This is a genomic window from Duganella levis (genome assembly GCF_009857605.1).
Lineage (GTDB): Bacteria > Pseudomonadota > Gammaproteobacteria > Burkholderiales > Burkholderiaceae_D > Rugamonas > Rugamonas levis.
In genome coordinates, this window is record NZ_WWCT01000069.1 from 1 (window position 1) to 3,496 (window position 3,496).

Below are 3,496 nucleotides of genomic sequence, written 5' to 3' on the forward strand. Positions count from 1 at the left end.
GCCCCGGCCGACGGCGTCAAACCGCAAAGCCTGGCCGCCACGCTGCTGGGCAAAGCACCGCTGACGCCGTCCAGCGAACTGCCCGACCTGAACGCGAGCACGCCGCAGCCGACGCTGAGCAGCGCCGCCCGCGCGCTGACCACCCTGCTCAGCACGGCCCAGGCCGGCCAGGCGGGACAGCTGGCCCTGATCGGCAAGACCGCCCTGTTCGGCAACGCCGCGCCGGACACCGCCGACCTGGCGCACAAGCTGCAGGACAGCATCTCCAAAAGCGGCCTGTTCTACGAATCGCATGTGGCCGAATGGGTCAAGGGCGACCGCCCGCTGGCCGACCTGATGCGCGAGCCGCAAATGCAGCGCCTGATGCAGCAAGGCGCCGAAACCGCGCGCGCCGCCACCAATGGTCCCGACCTGAGCGCGGCGCAGATGGTCAACCAGCAGTTGCACACGCAGGAGCAGAACCGCGTGCTGTGGAACGGCCAGGCCTGGCCCGGCCAGCAAATGCAATGGGAAGTGCAGCGTGACCAGCGCGAAGGCGGTCGCGGCGGCGAGGCCGACGAACAGGCCCAACCGATCTGGCGCAGCGGCGTGCGTTTCCGCCTGCCGCTGCTGGGTGCGGTGTCGGCGGCGGTGACGCTGATCGGCGACCAGGTCCATATCCAGGTGCAAACCGACAGCGACGGCAGCGCCACCACGCTGCGCGCTTGGGCCGGCCAGCTGGAAAGCGCCATGGCTGCGGCCGGCGCCCAGTTATCGTCGCTGACCATCAGCCAGGAGGACGGCGATGCCGGATGAAACCGCCCGCAAGCCGCTGCAACAGGCAGTGGCGCTGGCCTACGACACCGGCCAGCCGGCCCCGAAAGTGGTGGCCAAGGGCCGCGGCCTGATCGCCGAGCAGATCATCCACGTCGCTCAGGAAGCCGGGGTCGCCATCCACGAATCGAAAGAGCTTGTCTCGCTGCTCATGGATATTGATCTTGATCAACAGATTCCGCCCATGTTGTATCGGACGATTGCGGAACTATTAGCGTGGCTATATCATATTGAAGCAGCGCAAAAGTCTGGCTCGCCCCTGCCGCCCGCACCGGACACCAGCATCCCTTTGACCGAAATTTGACTCGACTGGTAACAGATGTACCCACACTTTCAGGATGCGGAATTGGAAAACTGGCATGATTTTGAAGTCGAGTCACGGCGCGAGATCATTGCCCTGCTGCGCGGCATCGGCGAGAAAAATCAGTTAATCCGCATGCTCATCAAGGGCGAGGCCGACGTCTGCGTCACTTCCATCCTGGATGTCGACGAAGCGGCGCAGGCGGTCTACCTCGACTGTTCGATCGACCAGGATCAGAACCGGCGGGTGCTGGCGTCGCGCCAGCTGTCGTTTGAGACCACGCTGGACAAGGTGCGCATCCTGTTCGCGGCCGAAAATGTCGAAGCCACCATCTACGAAGGCAATCCCGCCTTCAAGATTGCCATTCCCGCCACGCTGATCCGCTTGCAGCGGCGCGAGTTCTACCGCATCGCCACGCCGGTCAGCAACCCGGTGCGGGTGCTGATCGCGCTGCCGGCCGAGCTGGGCGGGCCGACCAGCTTCCCGCTGGCCGACATCAGCTGCGGCGGCATCTCCATCCTCGACAACAAAATGATCCTGGGAAATGCGGTCGGCAAAGACTATCTGGATTGCCGCATCGATTTACCGGAAGTGGGCGCGGTCGCGACCGCGCTACAGGTACGCAACTCGCTGGACCTGACGCTGCTCAACAACAAGAGCAACCGCCGGCTGGGCTGCGAATTCCGCAACATCTCGCGCGGCGCGCTGGCGGCGGTGCAGCGCTACATCACCAAGCTGGAACGCGAACGCAACGCCCGCATCGCCGGCCTCAGCTAAATTCGGGGTCAGAACTGACCCCGGGTTTTACACCTGCATATTCATGATGTCGTGATAGGCCGACACCAGCTTGTTGCGCACCTGCAGCGTCGCCTGGAAGTTGATGCTGGCTTTTTGTTGCGCAATCATCACGTCCGACAGGCTGACCGTGTCGTCCCCCATCGCAAATTTCTTGCTCATGCCATCCGCATCCATCTGGCTGGCGTTGACTGCGTCCAGCGACTTTTTCAACGCGTCGCCAAAGTCCGCCTTGGGCGTGGCAGCCGGTTCCGTCTGGATCACCGGCGGCGTCAGGCTCGGCCGTGTGGCGTGGGCTTTCAGCTGCGCGATCATCGACTGGATCTGGCTGCTGTCGATTCCACCTGTTCTCATTGCTACTCCTCTTGTTACAATAGGGCAAGGCTCTATCAGTGCTGACAGAATACCAAGGGAAAGTCCACCCGCCAGCATCGAGCAGGACCGTAAAGGTCGCGTTGTTCAAGGATTTGAATTTCCTCAGTACAAGCAATAATGGCGCTATTCCTTCAAGAACCCTCGTATTCGGGACCTAACCATCATGGCCGTAGCGGAAGAAATCGATAACGCCACAGCAGGCGCGCCAGACGACGGCGCCGAAAAACTGCCTTTCATCCAGACGCCGATGGGCAAGATCTTCGTGCGCGCCGCCGGCGGCGCGGCGATCGTCGCCATCCTGATCGGCCTGTGGCTGTGGAACAAACCACCCGAGTACGCGGTGCTGTTCTCCAATTACACCGACCGTGACGGCGGCGCCATCACGGCCGAGCTGGACAAGATGAACGTCAAGCACAAGTTTTCGGACAACGGCACCGCCATCCTGGTGCCGGCCGAGCAGGTGCACGACATCCGCCTGAAACTGGCCGCCCAGGGCTTGCCGAAAGGCGGCAACGTCGGCTTCGAGCTGATGGAAAACCAGAAGCTGGGCGTATCGCAATTCCAGGAACAGGTCAATTACCAGCGCGCGCTGGAAGGCGAACTGGCCCGTTCGGTGATGTCGCTGGCGCCGGTCGAAAACGCCCGCGTCCACCTGGCGCTGCCGAAACCGTCCGTGTTCGTGCGCGACCAGCAAAAGCCGACCGCCTCGGTGATCGTCACGCTGCACCCGAACCGCATGCTGGACAAGCAGCAAACCGGCGCCATCGTCCATCTGGTCGCTTCCAGCGTGCCGGAACTGTTGCCGGCCAACGTCACCGTGGTCGACCAGGCCGGCAATCTGATTTCCGACCAGGAAAAAGCCGGCGCCGGCAACGCCAAGCTCGACGAGCAGCAGCTGAAATACGTCAAGGACATGCAAACCCAGGTGATCAAGCAGGTGGAATCGATCATCATCCCGATTGTCGGCGAGAACAATGTGCGCGCCGAAGCGGTGGCCGATGTCGACTTCGCCCAGATCGAGCAAGCCACCGAGAATTACAAGCCGAATTCGCCGCCGGCCGCCTCCGCCATCCGCAGCCAGCAGACCAGCGAAACCAATGGCAACGGCAACGCCGCCAATCCGGGCGGGATTCCGGGCGCGCTGTCGAACCAGCCGCCGGGCACCGCCACCGCGCCGCTGAACCAGACCGCCGCCGCCAACGGCCCCAACGC

The 3,496-nt window shown here is 63.1% G+C and carries 5 protein-coding genes; 4 read left to right on the forward strand and 1 reads right to left on the reverse strand.

Annotation, left to right across the window (positions count from 1 at the left end; genetic code table 11):
* The 3 genes from fliK to GTP69_RS30675 all read left to right on the forward strand — a co-directional run.
* Positions 1 to 795 (forward strand): flagellar hook-length control protein FliK (fliK, locus tag GTP69_RS30665; protein ID WP_161058407.1); only part of this gene is annotated, 795 nt, incomplete at its 5' end.
* Entirely contained in the window at positions 785 to 1,117 is a 333-nt protein-coding gene (locus GTP69_RS30670; protein WP_161058408.1) for an EscU/YscU/HrcU family type III secretion system export apparatus switch protein, read from the forward strand. The genes fliK and GTP69_RS30670, both read left to right, overlap by 11 nt.
* A 15-nt stretch (positions 1,118 to 1,132) precedes the next feature.
* Positions 1,133 to 1,891 carry a flagellar brake protein gene (locus GTP69_RS30675; protein WP_161058409.1) on the forward strand — a complete coding sequence of 253 codons (759 nt, stop codon included), beginning with the start codon at positions 1,133 to 1,135 and terminating at the stop codon, positions 1,889 to 1,891.
* A gap of 27 nt (positions 1,892 to 1,918) precedes the next feature.
* On the opposite strand, the gene fliE is transcribed toward GTP69_RS30675, so the two are convergent.
* A complete protein-coding gene (gene fliE, locus GTP69_RS30680) occupies positions 1,919 to 2,263 on the reverse strand; it encodes a flagellar hook-basal body complex protein FliE (protein WP_161058410.1) in 345 nt (114 codons plus the stop codon).
* A gap of 184 nt (positions 2,264 to 2,447) precedes the next feature.
* On the opposite strand from fliE, the gene fliF reads away from it, so the two are divergent.
* Positions 2,448 to 3,496: flagellar basal-body MS-ring/collar protein FliF (fliF, locus tag GTP69_RS30685; protein WP_161058411.1), on the forward strand; the 1,049-nt coding region annotated here is incomplete at its 3' end.

Excerpts from the sequence above, each read along its gene's own strand:
- GTP69_RS30670 (WP_161058408.1), top strand. The coding sequence starts at position 785 with ATGCCGGATGAAACCGCCCGCAAGCCGCTGCAACAGGCAGTGGCGCTG.
- GTP69_RS30675 (WP_161058409.1), top strand. The coding sequence starts at position 1,133 with ATGTACCCACACTTTCAGGATGCGGAATTGGAAAACTGGCATGATTTT.
- fliE (WP_161058410.1), bottom strand. The coding sequence starts at position 2,263 with ATGAGAACAGGTGGAATCGACAGCAGCCAGATCCAGTCGATGATCGCG.